Here is a 13,169-nt window from a genome sequence, read left to right on the forward strand (position 1 = left end):
CTCTTAAGTATGTAGCACTTTGATTTTTATTACAATTTTGTAAGGTTAAGTAATAAAAATCGATAGAACGGGATATTAGAATAGGATACTCTAATTGATGGGTAGAATATTCTGAAAAAAAGGGTGAGGCAAATGAAGAGTAGACAAAAAGCATCGATAATATGCAAAAGTATTTTATGTTTAATTATTTGCATATTCATTACGAATGAAGCATGGTTTACAAATGTGGTGAGGGCAGAATCGGGCACGTTGACTGATAGGAGTATAGAGGATTTCAAAAAAAAGCTGGATGAACAGGTACCAAAATGGCAGGGGAATTATGAGGTACCAGGGGTTGCAATAGGGATTGTACATGAGGGGCGTATTGCTTATACACTAAACTACGGTTATGTAGATAAAAAGACAAAAAAAGCGGTGAGTGATGATACATTGTTTCAAGCTGGTTCCATATCTAAAAATCTTACAGCGTGGGGAATCTTGCATCTTGTAGATGAAGGTCGTTTATCACTAGATGATCCCGTTGGAAAATATCTGACTAAATGGAAATTACCTAATTCAGAGTTTAATAATAATGAAGTCACAATAAGAAGATTGTTAAGCCATACAGCAGGACTGTCTGCACATAAAGGATACCTTGGGGTTGCACCAGGGAAAAATCTTAATTCTATTGAGGAGTCTCTGTCTGGAAAAGGTTGGCTTAATGAACAAGTGGAGGTTACCAATAAACCAGGTTCAGAAACAATTTACTCTGGTGGCGGATATACAATTTTACAACTTGTAATTGAAGAGGTTACCGGAATACCTTTTGATCGTTATATGGAAGAACAAATTATGAAACCTTTAGGAATGAAATCTAGTTCATTCTTACAACGCCCTGAAAATCATAACCTTTCGAAAGCTTATGGATATTTTGGAGAGGAGCTCCCTAGTTACCAATTTACCGAACAGGCTGCTGCAGGTCTCAAGACAAATGTTACGGATATGATGACATTGATACTTGCAAGTATGGATACAAATAATAAAGGGAATGGTGTCATCAAAAGTGAACGTGTTACGGAAATGCAAAAGCCAGTATTAGGGGAGAATGGTTTAGGTATATTTGAAAAAAAACTATCTAATCAATGGAAATTACTTTATCATTCTGGTGACAATCGAGGCTGGCATTCTTTTTATGGTTTCATTCCTAATACAAAGGATGGATTGGTAATCCTTACAAATGGTGAAGGTGGTATAGACTTACGACAGGATATTTACCACGCATGGATGGAATATGAAACTGGAAAATTACCTGGAAGTTACTTCTCTCTAGCTGAGCAGAGAAAAAACAACTCTATTACATCAATTGTTATCGGAGCCACACTTGGTTTATATTTGCTGCTATTTGTGATTAGATTGTACAAAGGGAGAAGAACTTTCATTTTTAAGCACGAGAAGAAACCTTACATAAGATTAGTGGTTAGGGTATTTTTACTTATTATTACTGCTATTCTCGTTTTTTGTGCTGCCTATTTGTGGAGAGTTTTTAGTTTGAATTCCGGTAATACAATAAATTTTATTCTAATAATGGCATGGATTATAACATTATTAATTAGTGGATTTTTCCCGAAAGTTAGAAGTAATAAAAAACAACGTATGAAACTAAAAGATTTAACATCAAAATTTACATTTATGTAATGTTAAAGGCTAGAAAGCTGGATTGGCGCGAATCTCGAATTGTGGAGTGCAATGAAAAGACAAAATCTCTTAAAAAACACTTAAATTTTTACTCCATCTATCTTTACAATCCCTCCTTATAATATGAATTGGACAAGCACCTAAGAGAACGCAGAACATGTCAGTTTATACATTCTATTATTAGGGGGAGAAATTGTATGAAAAAGGCAGTTGCTTCATTAGCTGTTATGGCGGTATTATTACCGACATTTACAATGCATGCGGAGGAGAAAGAGCGAGTAAGAAAAACAGCGACGATGTTTAATGTAATTAGTGACATTCAAGGGGACTTAGGGGATTTTGATCATGTATTAAAAGATATGAATAAAGTAACACCACTTTCCAGAGCGCTTATTATGAATGGGGATATAACGGCAACTGGACAGCAGTCACAATATGATGATGTGAAGCGTGTGTTAAACAAGAATAAGCATCCGGAAAATGTATGGTCAACTGTTGGGAATCATGAGTTTTACGCCGGGAAATGGACAGCTGATGGAAAGTTATCTCAAAGTACATGGCCAAACGGTGTAGCGGAAGAAACACTATTTAATCGATATTTAAAATTTAGCGGACAAGAAAAGGTGTACCATAAAAAAGAATTAGATGGTTATCCACTTTTATTTTTAGGGACAGAAAAATATATGAGGTACCATGATTCAAATATGTCAGATCAAGTGTATTTAAGTGATGAACAATTAGGTTGGCTCAGACAAAATTTAGAAGACTACAGTCAAAAAGATAAGAATAAGCCAATTTTCATTTTCTCTCATCACGTTTTACCTGATACGGTATCTGGATCAAGACAAAATCCGTATTTACAAGACTATTTAAATGTTGATAAATTGTACGATATATTAAAAGACTATCCGCAAGTTGTTTTCTTCACGAGCCATACACATTGGGATTTAAACTTACCAGACTGGGCTGGTAAAAAGAAAATCGCAGGCGGAGATGAAAAAGGATTTACGGTTGTAAATACAGGCGGTATTGAAACAGGCTGGATGTCAGCTGGACCAAATGGCGGAGAGAAGACAGCCCCAGATGGTTCTTCTTTCAAACAAGGGTTACAAATAAAAGCGTACGGTAACGATGTAATTGTGACAGCTTATGATTATAAACGAGATAAGGGCATAAAGAAATTATCAATTAGTGATGCGAAAATCGCGCAAATGGCACCAGATGTAACGGCTGATGATAGTAAAAACGTAATCGTTGGCGCAACAGAATATATGGAGTACTCTATAGAAGGAACGAACGAGTGGAATACGTATAATCCATCAAAACCCCAAAAGTTTGATGGAGACAAGATTGTATACGTACGTCACAAAGGAGAAATGAATTTAGAGCCAGGATTAACACAGCTTCTTCGTTTTTCGGCAAATAAGTGATTGGAGAGGGCTCACGCATTTAAATGCGTGAGCTCTTTTTGTTTTGTCGGTTTTTGTCGGTAAGTCGATATATTTGAAAAATCGCCGATATAAATTTCATTTACCGCACCGAAATTAAAATTCCCTACATTTTTAATCCAGAAAGGTGACTTCATCATTTTTCCATGTAATAATAGTATGGTTACATTTACAGTGAAAGAGTATAAAAGGAGCGTTATTGATGAATTTAGCTAAATTTCCGAGAAAAAAATATACAGAATCATATACACCAATTGAAAAATTAAACAATTTTTCTGAAGCACTTGGTGGGCCGACTATTTATTTTAAACGAGATGATTTACTTGGTTTAACAGCTGGCGGTAATAAGACGAGAAAGTTAGAGTTTCTAGTTGCGGATGCACAGGCAAAAGGTGCAGATACGTTAATTACAGCTGGTGGTATTCAGTCAAACCATTGTCGTCTCACACTTGCAGCTGCGGTAAAAGAAAAAATGAAATGTATTCTTGTGTTAGAAGAAGGGCTTGAGCCAGAAGAAAAGCCAGACTTTAACGGAAACTATTTCTTATATCATTTATTAGGTGCTGAAAACGTAATTGTTGTGCCAAACGGAACAGACCTTATGGAAGAGATGCATAAAGTAGCGAAAGAAGTAAGTGAAAAAGGAAATACACCATATGTCATTCCAGTTGGTGGATCGAACCCTACTGGCGCAATGGGATATATTGCTTGTGCGCAAGAAATTATGGCTCAATCATTTGAGCAAGGAATTGATTTCAGTTCAGTTGTTTGTGTAAGTGGTAGCGCTGGTATGCATGCTGGTTTAATTACTGGCTTTTCCGGAACGCAAAGCAAAATTCCTGTAATCGGAATAAATGTAAGTAGAGGAAAAGCAGAGCAAGAAGAGAAAGTAGCAAAACTTGTAGATGAAACTTCAGCTCACGTTGGTATCCCAAACTCTATTTCACGCGAAGCTGTTACATGCTTTGATGAATATGTAGGACCAGGATACGCTTTACCAACACCAGAAATGGTTGAAGCAGTACAGTTACTTGCGAAAACTGAAGGTATTTTACTTGACCCAGTTTATACAGGTAAAGCAGTAGCGGGACTAATCGACTTAATTAGAAAAGGTAAATTTAATAAAGAAGACAACATTTTATTCGTACATTCAGGTGGCTCGCCAGCTTTATATGCGAATACATCTCTGTTTGCGTAAGTGTGAAAAAGCATTGGATATCCAATGCTTTTTGTTTTGAATTAATGTTGAAATTTGATACAATTTCGTGAATATGCGATGATTTTTCAACATTCAACGGTAAACAACGATATATATAAAGGAGATTGATGTATGACAGAATTTTGGGAAGCAAGTTTTATAGAAAATCAAATGATGTGGGGATTTGAACCTTCAGACTCCGCAATTTTAGCGAAGGACTTTTTCCTTGAAAAGAAAGTGAAGGATATATTGATTCCTGGTATTGGATATGGTAGAAATGCAAAGGTTTTTATTGATAACGGAATACATGTAACGGGTATTGAAATTTCAAAAACAGCGATTGAATTGGCGAGGGAAAATGAACTCACTGCTGATTTCTTCCATGGTTCAGTAACAGATATGCCTTTTGATAACAAACTGTATGACGGTATATTTTGTTATGCACTTATTCATTTATTGAATAAGGATGAGAGAGAGAAGTTTATTAAAGATTGCTATAGTCAGCTAAAACCAAACGGGTATATGATTTTTACTACTATTTCAAAAGATGCCCCAATGTTTGGGAAGGGTAAACAACTGGGTAAAGACTACTTCGAGATAATGGAAGGGGTAAAAATGTACTTTTATGATATGGACTCGGTAAAACAAGACTTTGGAAAATATGGACTGATAGAAACTACGGAAATTTTGGAGCCGCATAAAAATATGGAAAGTAAACCGCCATTTAAATTTATAATGATCAAATGTCAAAAAACACTATAATTACAATTGTGTAAAAAATAGTGAAAGATTACTTAATAAGCCGGATGAGTAAGCTATTCACGCTTACTCATTATTCTTTAAAGGCGAAGTAAGGGAAGCTAAATGGCTTCCCTTACTTCGCTTAATTTAGGTTTAAAACATGTTCTAAACTTTCAATGAATCATTTGTTATATAATGGAATTATCGAAACGTGAGAGGGGTGATTATATGAGTACAACATTAAGATGGGTCATATACACGATACTCAGCATTTCTATAATACTAATACTTCTTTTAGGTTACGGATTATATTTATATTTTACGTGAAATGATAACCGAACCAAAGGGAAAATAATTGCTGTATTAAATAATGTAAAGGTTAAACCGATAATAGATAAAATTTTCTTTTCAGTACGACTACAAAAAGAGATAACCGCTAATATAATTGCTATAACAGCTGAAGCTAATATGAAGTACGCGAAAGGAACCACATATTCTACTCCAACTCTGTCTAAAATAGGTGAGAAGAGAAATAGATTAATAGTAACGAATATACTTACAATAAGAAACGTATAACTTTTCCAAGTGTATGTTTTTAGTTGCATCGAAGGGCACTCCTTCCTTATTAGTGTTTATATGTCTAATCGCAAGGCATTTACTTTTATTTTACAATTGGAGATGCTTTTTATTAAAAAGAGGGGGACTAATATGCGAATCAGAAATTTGACTGTAGTTTTTATTGCCATATGCATATTCATAGTAACCGGCTGTTCAAATATACTAGGAAATGAAGATCAAAGAATCGAAGTGCAAAAACGTGTTGGTGATGATTATGAGGATTTGAATGTAGTGACAGACAATAATCAGGTGTTGCAAGTAAAGAAAATATTAAATGCTATTCATTTTGAAAATCAAAAAGCGGAAATGTCTCGTTCAGCTGATTATCACTTTGTTTTTCAATTTAAAAATCCGAAAATAGAGGCGAAAGCTGTGTTGTATCAGATTTGGATAAGTCCTAATAAGGATAAAATAGAAATAATGTCGGGGGATAATCGGTATGCTCAATTAGAAGGGAAAAATGCAGCCACTTTGTTTGAGATTGTTACGGGAGAAAAGTTAGTTGAATAAAAGTATATGGTACTTAACTTTTTCGGATTTATTGTAATGATTCACTACTTGTAAGGGATTATTCAATGTGTCTTTCTATTAAAAAGTCTAAATTTAATCAATTAAATGCGATAAAGTCTGGTCAAAAATAATGAAATTTCAGGAAAAATAAGGTACACTAGTCAATGGTTTTAGTTTAAAATCGATTGATGTTAATGTATACGGGGGAAAGATTGATGAACAACAATACAGTAAATGAATCAGTTGAAGAAGTTGATAAAAAGCGAGTAAGGTCAAGCAAACGTTTTACAAATTGGAAGCTTATCGCAGCGGGTGTTGGTATAATTGCACTTCTCATTGGGGGAATGAGTTATTATCAGGCAACTCACTTCAATTCGAATGTTACGATTAACGACACAAAAGTCGGTGGTTTGAGTGCTGATCAGGCAATACAGAAATTAAAAACATCTGGACTAGAAAATAAAGTCTATGTCGATCAACAACAAATTTTAGATGAAAAAGATACAAAAACGGAACTTACGGAAAAAGATTTGCCTCAAGTTAAGAAACTATTAAAAAGCCAGTGGACATTTTTCCCTTCCTCAAAGGAAAAAAATTATTCATTGCTACCGGAAAAGGCGGATCAGTATCGTAGTGAAACGATGAAAAAACTTGTAGAAGAAAAGCTCATCTCTATGAACGAAAAATTAAAAGCGCCTCAAGATGCTATGGCGAAGCTCGAACAAGGAAAAGTTGTTATTTCGAAAAGCGTTGAAGGAAAACAGTATGACGTTACTAGTCTACTGAAAGATTACGATAAGCAGAAGTATAAAAGCGAAATTCATCTGAAGTCTACATACATACAGCCTATTAAAGAGGACGATCCGATTGTCAAAAAAGAGGAGAAAGCACTACAGAATCTGCTTCAACAGTCCGTTGAGTATAAAGTGCAGAATGAAGTGTATCCTTTAAAAGCGAAAGATTTAATTCAAAATGCCTCTATGTCAAAGGATATGAAAGTTACAATCGATGCGAGCGACATTAAGAATAAGCTTGCTGAAATTAATAATGCTAAATCAACATTAAATAAAGATTTCACATTTAAAACTCATTCCGGTTCGGTTATACAAGTAAAAGGACAAGGTTATGGCTGGGCACTAGATGTTGAAAAAGAAACAAAACAAGTTCAACAAGCTTTTGAAAAGGGTGAAAAATCGCTATCTGCTTCTAATATTCATGGAAATGGTTGGGAGAAGGAAGGTATCGGTTATAAAACAACATCGAATAATGGTATCGGAGACACGTATGCGGAAATTTCAATTGCAGAGCAACAAATTTGGATTTACAAAGATGGAAAGTTAGTAGTTACAACAAATGTAGTAACTGGTAAACATAGCACGAGTGAAGATACATCACCAGGTGTGTGGTACGTTCTATATAAACGAACACCATACACGTTGAAAGGAAGCGCAGTAGGTAAAGCTGATTATGCCGTTAAAGTAGATTACTGGGTTCCATTCACAAATAGCGGTCAAGGATTTCATGATGCTGGCTGGCGAACAAACTGGGCAAATAATGCTTATTTAACAGGGGGATCAGGCGGGTGTGTTAACCTTCTTCCTAATGTTGCAAAAACTGTGTATGATAGTTTGAACACTTATGATCCAGTTATCGTTTACTAATAGCTATGTATTAAGAACTTAAACGAATAAACAAAGCAGGAAATCTTACTTGATGGTACATGAAAAAACACCTCTTGAATTTGCATGTGAAAGTGTGCAAATTCAATGGAGGTGTTTTTTGTTTGAAGACAAGAGTTCATTGCCTATAAGAAACAAATTGGAAAGAGATTGAGATGAAAAATAGGTATTCAAATAGTCAATAAAATTGACACTGAATATCATTTTCATTTATTATGAAGTCGTCACATGTAATTGGACATGATTTTTGTGAAAAAGTTTACTTTTTTATTAATATGATAGATTTCTATTAAGGTGTCACATTCAAGAATTTAAACGTAGGAAAGGGTAATATAAAAATGAACTGGAAAAAAGGCGGATTATGGATTGTTATTTTTTTCATTGTAAAAGGTACGATTTCTACACTTTTAATTGTTACAGGTGCTAAATATTTTGATTTATCATTTATGCAACTTTTCGTACTAATACTAATTTTATTACTGATTTCTCTCATAAGTCGAAAATTGCTGTATAGACATAAACAAAACAAAAAGCAAAAAGAGCTAAATATATAATGAAGCCCCAGAGACCTTTGGATTTCTGGGGTTTTATTTCGATAGTTTTTTCCACATACATATCAACTTAACAGAACAGGTTGTCCAAAACGATAAAATTGAAATTTTGTTCAAAACATGGAAATTTTTCTTTCGAATTCACAAGTGCAAAGAAATCAAGAAAGAACGCCTAGAATACCATTTGTACGGGCAACTCATTAGTATTTTACTCTGTTCATCAACGATGTTTAAAATGTGTCAGTTACTTTTATATAAGAATGGAAGAATCTTTATTCTGAAGCTAAAGACGCGCATACATTATGCTCGTTTTTCAATTGGTAGTTTAAATGTAAAAGTACTGCCTTCTCCTAATTCACTTTCAACCGTAATTTCTCCTCCGTGTAGTTCGACAATCCATTTTACCATCGACAATCCTAAACCTGTGTTTCCATTGTTTGAAGATGTTCGTGCTGCGTCAACTCGATAGAAGCGGTCCCATATTTTCGCAATATGTTGCTCGCTGATGCCTATGCCATTATCGGAGACTTTACCTATTATGTTGGTTTCATCACGGAACAGTTGTATATTCACAATGCCGTTCGCTTTGCTATAAGCAATCGCATTCGTTAGTAAATTCATTAATAAACGCATCATCAATGTTTGATCTGCTTTAATAAACAGGTCTTCCTCTATATTAGTTGTTATATCAATCGAAGCTTCTTGAACCATTAATGAAAGCTCTTCTACAACGATTTCCGTTAATTCACTCATATTGATACATTCAAATTGAAAAGTATTATGCTTTTCTTGGTCAACTCGTGCTAATAATAAGAGTTGTGAGATTAACGCGGACATTTTACGTGATTGCCTTAAAATTATTTCTAACGATTCTTCCATTTCTTTCGGATTATTCCTCTGCGATAAAGCGTATTCACATTGCGAAATAATAACAGATGTTGGTGTTCTTAATTCATGAGATGCATCAGATGTAAATTGTTTTTCACTTTCGAATGATGTCTCCAATCGCTCAAACATTTTGTCAAAGGTTTGTGCTAAATGATACATTTCGTCTTTCGATGAACCTTGTAAATTAATTCTCTTCGAAAGGTCTTTACCATCACCAATTTTACTGGCTGAATCACTCATTTGTTGCACAGGTCGAAACGCTCTTTGCGTAATAAAATATCCTCCCACTGCCGCAATGAGAATAAGTAATGGAAATGAGATGAGTGTTACCACAATAAGTGTATTCATGGTTGATGATAATTGATTCATGGTCATTATTCCACGAACCCAGACTTGCTCATCGCCGCCTACATTATGGAGAAAATCATATACAATCCATTCTTTATTACCATCTTTAATGGTTTGTATTTCATCGGATTTAAGCGAGAGCTTTTTATTAAATCCTGTTGGACTATGTCCTGCCAGCAGCTCACCTTGTTTACTATAAATGATGATATTTACTCCATCTTCTAAGGTTTCAAAATCATCGTCAATCTTTAACTGTCCATGCTTATATTCGATATCTTCAATGCTTTCTTTTACTGTGCTCTTCAATTGATCTTTCATATTAAAAATCAAAACTTTATCTGAAGAAGCTAAAATAAAAGCTAACACGAGTGCCATAATAATTACAATTAGCCCCGTATACCACAGGGTCACTCTCATTTTTATTGATAGTCTTTTCATGATTCTACTCGCAATACGTAACCAGTGCCTCTTACTGTATGAATTAACTTCGTTTCAAACTGGCTATCAATTTTTTTGCGAAGATAGCGGACATAAACATCAATAATATTCGAGCCACCTTCATAGTCGTAATTCCACACATGTTGCTCAATTTTATCCCGTGTCAACACAACTTCTTTATTACGAATCATATATTCTAAAATAGCAAATTCTTTACTGGAAAGAGTGATAACCTGGTCTCCCCTTGTTACTTTATGCATATTGCAATCCACCACTAGGTCAGCGATTTCAAACACATTAGATGTATTTCCTGTTTTTCTTCGCATCAACACTCGAATTCTTGCTAACAGCTCATCAAAAGCAAAGGGCTTTACTAAATAATCGTCCGCACCTAAGTCGAGTCCTGTTACGCGATCATCAATTGTATCTTTAGCTGTAAGAAGCAAGACAGGAGTTGTATTATTGTCCGCACGTAATCTTTGTAATACTTGTAAACCATCTATTCCGGGAATCATAATGTCAAGCACAATCAAATCGTAGGTAGCCATGCTTATATAATCCAAAGCATCTTCTCCATTCCCACATGCATCGACACTATAATATTCTGCATTTAATCGTTTTACCAATATATTTTGTAAGTCTTGTTCATCTTCGACAATAAGAACTCGCATTAACATTCTCCTTTTTTCCTTATTTATATGTATCACTATAATTCCAAAACATTAAAGAAAGATTAGAAACTATTTAATTATATCATTTTATTTTTTTGCACATTAATCTTCCTTTAATGTTTGTTCAGTAATATAAGGACATGGATAAGGTGCACATGTAAAGGGAGGAGAACATAATGGGAAAATGGATGATGATTGGAGCAATTTCTTGTTTATTCTTAACAGCTTGTTCTACTCAAGCTGATAACGATACAGAAATACAACAACTGAAAGTAGAAAACGATACATCACAAAAAGAAGGTGCGCAACTACAACAAGAACCACACAAAACAGGGCCTGCTATGAATGATACTAAGCAAACACAAGATTTCAAAAACGAAGTCACATCTATTGTAGAAAAGGCAAATAACACGAAACCAGTCGGAGCAAAAGAAGATAACTTAAATACGTACTTAGCAGCAAAAAAAGAAATTGACCAATTAGATGACAAGATAGATCTATCTGAAAATCAGTTAGAAGCAGATTATCACGCTGGAACGATAACTGTTGAACAATATCAAATACAAGAAAGAGAACACGATATACTTGAAGATCAGTTAGAGCAAGCAGAAAATGCACTTGAAGCAAGATTTGGAATAGATGATTAATCATTAAGGAGTGGATGGAAATGTTAAAACATAAAAAGAAAATAATTATAAGTGTAATTGCTATTTTAGTAAGCGGTATTGCTATTGTTGGTGGATATTATGGTATGGGTTACAATTATGCAAAAAACAATGAAAACTACACAGAGAAACAAGTTCGTGAAATTTCTTTAGCTCATACAAATGGAGAAATTATTAATGTGAAAAAAGAATTCGAATTAGAAGATGACAACTTAGCACAATCTAAATTTGAATATGAATTGGAAATCAAGACACCTGATAATCTATTAAATATTTTAAAGGTTAGTGCTAGAACAGGCACAATAGAAATCAATAATGAAGATTAAAAAATTATCGACAAATAAAATATCGCATATTTGAAAAAATACAATAAGCTGCCCATATGGACAGCTTATTTACATAATTCTCGTTAACGGAAGTTAATTATATTTTTCTACGTACTAAATAAAAAGCTAAGGACCCCATAATTACAGGTGCAACGAAATAAAAAAAATGCAGAAAAGTAAAAGTGAAAATAAAAAGAAATGGTGTAAGTGTATAGATAACTGCTAGTCCTATAAATACAGGAATTCCAAATTGAAACTCCCTACATCGTTTGATTTTCCTGTATAACACTTCCCCAATTAGACAAGCTATAAGAGCTGGTATACTACCATAAATGACGATCCGTTTAATGAATCCAAATAAAATGTTCGGGTGAATAAAGCTAGGATTAAAAATATATGAAATCAAGAACCATCCGAAAATAAAAGCAAACAGACTTGCAGCATAACTAATTATAAATTTTATCAACGTAATCATCCTCACAGTTTTCTAATATTAACTCCATTGTATGACATAACGTCTCATTAACAGTAGTCAATGATGCATATAATTTTAGTTTTTGGGGGGATTTGCTTTTCTTAGCTTGATAGCGATGGGGTGAGTCATAAATTGTGGGAAATCTCCATACTTCCATTAACTGGTTAGTTGAAGAAGGATTTGTTCCACAACTCTTAAGTTATTATAATATGAAAAAATTAAATTCACCTTCTGCAATCCATTTAAGTGGCTCAATCTTCGCATCTTATGAATTCCCTGATAGTGCTAAACCTAAGCAAAATAATTAACCATCCTATGGAAGAAAGTTGAGGTAGCTAATCGCATATGTTTTATTGAAAGGATGTGATTGCATTATGGAACGGACGAATTGGGGAATTGGAGGATTAGTATTTGTTGGCTGCATGTTTCTTGGCGGAGGAGTGGGATCTATATTAGGCGATACTCATGCTGGATGGCTAATAGGAATGGGCGCTGGATTTATTGGGATGGCTTTAACGAGACTGATCAGAAAGTAATATAACAGGATTCTTCTTCCGGTAAATAAGGAAATATGTATGTAAGTAATTCATGCTACAAGAGCTCTATAAATTATAGTTAGAAGCTTCTCTTTTGTATTTATCTTTTCTAAATTTCTCCATACATAGATATGATTCTCAAGTCGGAGGATGGCACCTTAGGGTGTCTTTTTTATGTTCTTTAAAAATGTCTTAACAGTGTTTTGCCTTCAGTTCCCGACGCTCATCAAGCATAAAAGGAAAAACACCTCATAAAACAAAAAATCTGCACCATTTAAACTCTAGTAACAATTCAAATAATCAAGAATAATTGAGCTAATAGATTTTGGCAGATTACCATCATCTTTTTTGTAATAGAATAGATTCATTACCGTTTCAGACCGATGTATTCATTCATAACCTA

Annotated in this window: 14 protein-coding genes and 2 pseudogenes; 12 read left to right on the top strand and 4 right to left on the bottom strand. The window is 34.2% G+C overall.

Annotation, left to right across the window (positions count from 1 at the left end):
* The first annotated feature begins 132 nt into the window (after nt 1–132).
* The 4 genes from ACE38F_RS12935 (at nt 133) to ACE38F_RS12950 (ending at nt 5,082) form a co-directional block, all read left to right on the top strand.
* Entirely contained in the window at nt 133–1,674 is a 1,542-nt protein-coding gene (locus ACE38F_RS12935) for a serine hydrolase domain-containing protein (protein WP_375371263.1), read from the top strand.
* A gap of 197 nt (nt 1,675–1,871) precedes the next feature.
* The gene (locus ACE38F_RS12940; RefSeq protein ID WP_375371262.1) at nt 1,872–3,104 is read left to right on the top strand and encodes a DUF4073 domain-containing protein; all 1,233 of its coding nucleotides are present in this window, start codon (nt 1,872–1,874) and stop codon (nt 3,102–3,104) included.
* 220 nt (nt 3,105–3,324) lie between these two features.
* Nucleotides 3,325–4,320: a D-cysteate sulfo-lyase gene (cuyA, locus tag ACE38F_RS12945; protein ID WP_002013704.1), complete on the top strand. Its 996-nt coding sequence runs from the start codon at nt 3,325–3,327 to the stop codon at nt 4,318–4,320.
* A 132-nt stretch (nt 4,321–4,452) separates the two neighbouring features.
* Nucleotides 4,453–5,082, top strand: coding sequence for a class I SAM-dependent methyltransferase (locus ACE38F_RS12950; protein ID WP_375371261.1), 630 nt, complete (start codon nt 4,453–4,455; stop codon nt 5,080–5,082).
* A 298-nt stretch (nt 5,083–5,380) separates the two neighbouring features.
* Here the strand turns inward: ACE38F_RS12950 and ACE38F_RS12955 are convergent.
* Nucleotides 5,381–5,666: pseudogene (locus ACE38F_RS12955) on the bottom strand (hypothetical protein).
* 103 nt (nt 5,667–5,769) lie between these two features.
* Between ACE38F_RS12955 and ACE38F_RS12960 the strand changes: the two are divergent.
* The 4 genes and pseudogenes from ACE38F_RS12960 to ACE38F_RS12975 all read left to right on the top strand — a co-directional run.
* A complete protein-coding gene (locus ACE38F_RS12960; RefSeq protein WP_215553567.1) occupies nt 5,770–6,189 on the top strand; it encodes a hypothetical protein in 420 nt (139 codons plus the stop codon).
* Nucleotides 6,190–6,404: 215 nt separating this feature from the next.
* Complete coding sequence (locus ACE38F_RS12965; protein ID WP_375371260.1) at nt 6,405–7,850, top strand: L,D-transpeptidase family protein; 1,446 nt, start codon at nt 6,405–6,407, stop codon at nt 7,848–7,850.
* 356 nt (nt 7,851–8,206) lie between these two features.
* Nucleotides 8,207–8,422: a hypothetical protein gene (locus ACE38F_RS12970; RefSeq protein WP_215553565.1), complete on the top strand. Its 216-nt coding sequence runs from the start codon at nt 8,207–8,209 to the stop codon at nt 8,420–8,422.
* Nucleotides 8,423–8,516: 94 nt separating this feature from the next.
* A pseudogene (locus tag ACE38F_RS12975) lies at nt 8,517–8,687 on the top strand (IS4 family transposase); the annotation flags it as partial.
* Nucleotides 8,688–8,719: 32 nt separating this feature from the next.
* Here the strand turns inward: ACE38F_RS12975 and ACE38F_RS12980 are convergent.
* Together ACE38F_RS12980 and ACE38F_RS12985 are read right to left on the bottom strand one after the other, a co-directional pair.
* Complete coding sequence (locus ACE38F_RS12980) at nt 8,720–10,093, bottom strand: sensor histidine kinase (protein ID WP_375371259.1); 1,374 nt, start codon at nt 10,091–10,093, stop codon at nt 8,720–8,722.
* The gene (locus tag ACE38F_RS12985) at nt 10,090–10,764 is read right to left on the bottom strand and encodes a response regulator transcription factor (RefSeq protein WP_375371258.1); all 675 of its coding nucleotides are present in this window, start codon (nt 10,762–10,764) and stop codon (nt 10,090–10,092) included. Before ACE38F_RS12985 ends, ACE38F_RS12980 begins: the two co-directional genes overlap by 4 nt.
* A gap of 176 nt (nt 10,765–10,940) precedes the next feature.
* On the opposite strand from ACE38F_RS12985, the gene ACE38F_RS12990 reads away from it, so the two are divergent.
* Nucleotides 10,941–11,411, top strand: coding sequence for a hypothetical protein (locus tag ACE38F_RS12990; protein WP_375371257.1), 471 nt, complete (start codon nt 10,941–10,943; stop codon nt 11,409–11,411).
* Nucleotides 11,412–11,431: 20 nt separating this feature from the next.
* The gene (locus ACE38F_RS12995) at nt 11,432–11,755 is read left to right on the top strand and encodes a PepSY domain-containing protein (RefSeq protein ID WP_375371256.1); all 324 of its coding nucleotides are present in this window, start codon (nt 11,432–11,434) and stop codon (nt 11,753–11,755) included.
* 97 nt (nt 11,756–11,852) lie between these two features.
* On the opposite strand, the gene ACE38F_RS13000 is transcribed toward ACE38F_RS12995, so the two are convergent.
* Complete coding sequence (locus ACE38F_RS13000; protein ID WP_375371255.1) at nt 11,853–12,230, bottom strand: hypothetical protein; 378 nt, start codon at nt 12,228–12,230, stop codon at nt 11,853–11,855.
* A gap of 134 nt (nt 12,231–12,364) precedes the next feature.
* Here ACE38F_RS13000 and ACE38F_RS13005 point away from each other — a divergent pair, with 134 nt between their 5' ends.
* Both ACE38F_RS13005 and ACE38F_RS13010 read left to right on the top strand, forming a co-directional pair.
* Nucleotides 12,365–12,538: a hypothetical protein gene (locus tag ACE38F_RS13005; RefSeq protein ID WP_215553560.1), complete on the top strand. Its 174-nt coding sequence runs from the start codon at nt 12,365–12,367 to the stop codon at nt 12,536–12,538.
* Between the two features lie 66 nt (nt 12,539–12,604).
* Nucleotides 12,605–12,766 (top strand): hypothetical protein, encoded by a 162-nt coding sequence (locus ACE38F_RS13010; RefSeq protein WP_201034054.1) that lies wholly within the window; start codon nt 12,605–12,607, stop codon nt 12,764–12,766.
* Nucleotides 12,767–13,169 lie beyond the last annotated feature (403 nt).

This window comes from Bacillus altaicus (assembly GCF_042136375.2).
Classification (GTDB): domain Bacteria; phylum Bacillota; class Bacilli; order Bacillales; family Bacillaceae_G; genus Bacillus_A; species Bacillus_A cereus_U.

Excerpts from the sequence above, each read along its gene's own strand:
- ACE38F_RS12935 (WP_375371263.1), top strand. The coding sequence starts at position 133 with ATGAAGAGTAGACAAAAAGCATCGATAATATGCAAAAGTATTTTATGT.
- ACE38F_RS12940 (WP_375371262.1), top strand. The coding sequence starts at position 1,872 with ATGAAAAAGGCAGTTGCTTCATTAGCTGTTATGGCGGTATTATTACCG.
- cuyA (WP_002013704.1), top strand. The coding sequence starts at position 3,325 with ATGAATTTAGCTAAATTTCCGAGAAAAAAATATACAGAATCATATACA.
- ACE38F_RS12950 (WP_375371261.1), top strand. The coding sequence starts at position 4,453 with ATGACAGAATTTTGGGAAGCAAGTTTTATAGAAAATCAAATGATGTGG.
- ACE38F_RS12960 (WP_215553567.1), top strand. The coding sequence starts at position 5,770 with ATGCGAATCAGAAATTTGACTGTAGTTTTTATTGCCATATGCATATTC.
- ACE38F_RS12965 (WP_375371260.1), top strand. The coding sequence starts at position 6,405 with ATGAACAACAATACAGTAAATGAATCAGTTGAAGAAGTTGATAAAAAG.
- ACE38F_RS12970 (WP_215553565.1), top strand. The coding sequence starts at position 8,207 with ATGAACTGGAAAAAAGGCGGATTATGGATTGTTATTTTTTTCATTGTA.
- ACE38F_RS12980 (WP_375371259.1), bottom strand. The coding sequence starts at position 10,093 with ATGAAAAGACTATCAATAAAAATGAGAGTGACCCTGTGGTATACGGGG.
- ACE38F_RS12985 (WP_375371258.1), bottom strand. The coding sequence starts at position 10,764 with ATGCGAGTTCTTATTGTCGAAGATGAACAAGACTTACAAAATATATTG.
- ACE38F_RS12990 (WP_375371257.1), top strand. The coding sequence starts at position 10,941 with ATGGGAAAATGGATGATGATTGGAGCAATTTCTTGTTTATTCTTAACA.
- ACE38F_RS12995 (WP_375371256.1), top strand. The coding sequence starts at position 11,432 with ATGTTAAAACATAAAAAGAAAATAATTATAAGTGTAATTGCTATTTTA.
- ACE38F_RS13000 (WP_375371255.1), bottom strand. The coding sequence starts at position 12,230 with ATGATTACGTTGATAAAATTTATAATTAGTTATGCTGCAAGTCTGTTT.
- ACE38F_RS13010 (WP_201034054.1), top strand. The coding sequence starts at position 12,605 with ATGGAACGGACGAATTGGGGAATTGGAGGATTAGTATTTGTTGGCTGC.